A 1,447-nucleotide genomic window follows, 5' to 3' on the forward strand; every position below is an offset into this window, starting at 1 on the left:
TTGAACCGAACCCCAAATCTTGAACAAAGATGAGGAGGTTCGGTTTTTATATGTCAAAGTTAACAAGAGAAGAGAAAATAGAAATATATACGTTAAGAAAGAACGGAAAAACAATTCCATCACTTTCAAACTCCTATGGTATTAGAGCGAGTGTTATCAATCACCTAGTGCGTCTTATTGATACTCATGGTATTGAGATTTTAAGAAAGGATAGAAACCGTTATTATTCTCCTGAATTCAAACTCGAGGTAATCAACCGTGTCTTGATCCACCACGAATCGATGTCGGCAACTGCTGTAGAAATTGGGCTGAGTTCTGTAGGAATACTTTATAATTGGATACAAGCCTATAAGAAAAACGGTTATAATGTCATTGAGAAGAAACGAGGAAGACCTTCCATGACAAAACAGAAAACAAACGATAAAGATAATTTAACTACTGAAGAAGAGATCAAAGAACTCAAGAAAAAACTTCAATACGTTGAAGCAGAGAATGAATATCTAAAAAAATTGAATGCCGTAGTGAAACAAAGGGTGGAGCGAGAAAAGAAGACAAAGTAAAGGCAGTCTCCTCACTACGACAGAAGTATCCCTTACAGCTCTTACTTGAAATCGCTGGTTTATCGCGATCAACTTACTATTTTTATGTTTCAAAAGTTGATACAGATTTTAAGAATGATGAATTAATGAATTTAATTATTGAAATCTACTACGAAAATAGAGAACTATATGGGTATAGAAGAATAGCCTTGGAGCTTAAGAATCGTGGTCATGTAGTGAATCATAAGAAAGTGCTGCGCTTAATGGGGAAACTAGGAATACACTCGTTGATACGCAAGAAACGGAAATATTCATCGTATAAGGGAACGGTAGGTTCTGTAGCAGAAAACCATATAAAGCGGGACTTCGAATCGCTCATCCCTAATGAAAAGTGGTTCACTGACGTGACTGAATTTAGAGTCGGTGACAAGAAGTTATATCTTTCTCCAATTCTAGATGCATGTGGACGATACATTATTTCGTACAATGTTTCTACAAGTCCCAATTTAGATCAAATCAAAGACATGCTTGAAAAAGCATTTCGACAAAACACATTCGTTAAAGATCTGATATTTCATTCTGACCAAGGGTGGCAATATCAACATGCATTTTTTGTAGAAACTCTCAAAGAAAAAGACATAATTCAAAGTATGTCAAGAAAAGGGAATAGCATTGATAATGGGTTAATGGAAAGTTTCTTTGGCATAATGAAATCAGAAATGTATTACGGTTTAGAAAAGACGTACAAAAGCATTAAAGAATTAACAATAGCAATCGAAGAATATATCGACTATTATAATAACAAAAGAATTAAGAGCAAACTAAAAGGACTGACTCCTGCACAGTACAGAAATCAATCCTTTAGTTTAACTCTTAATTAAACCGTCCAAGATATTGGGGGCAGTTCA

1 protein-coding gene is annotated in these 1,447 nt (G+C 34.8%); it reads left to right on the forward strand.

Going from position 1 to position 1,447, the window contains the following annotated elements; genetic code table 11:
- Window positions 1-50: 50 nt before the first annotated feature.
- A protein-coding gene (locus tag EPJ89_RS08695) for an IS3 family transposase (protein ID WP_414650433.1) occupies window positions 51-1,420 on the forward strand; the annotation gives its coding sequence in 2 pieces (ribosomal slippage) (window positions 51-551 and window positions 554-1,420; 1,368 coding nt in all).
- Window positions 1,421-1,447: the final 27 nt, after the last annotated feature.

This window comes from Erysipelothrix sp. strain 2 (EsS2-6-Brazil), from assembly GCF_016617625.1.
Lineage (GTDB): Bacteria > Bacillota_I > Bacilli_A > Erysipelotrichales > Erysipelotrichaceae > Erysipelothrix > Erysipelothrix piscisicarius.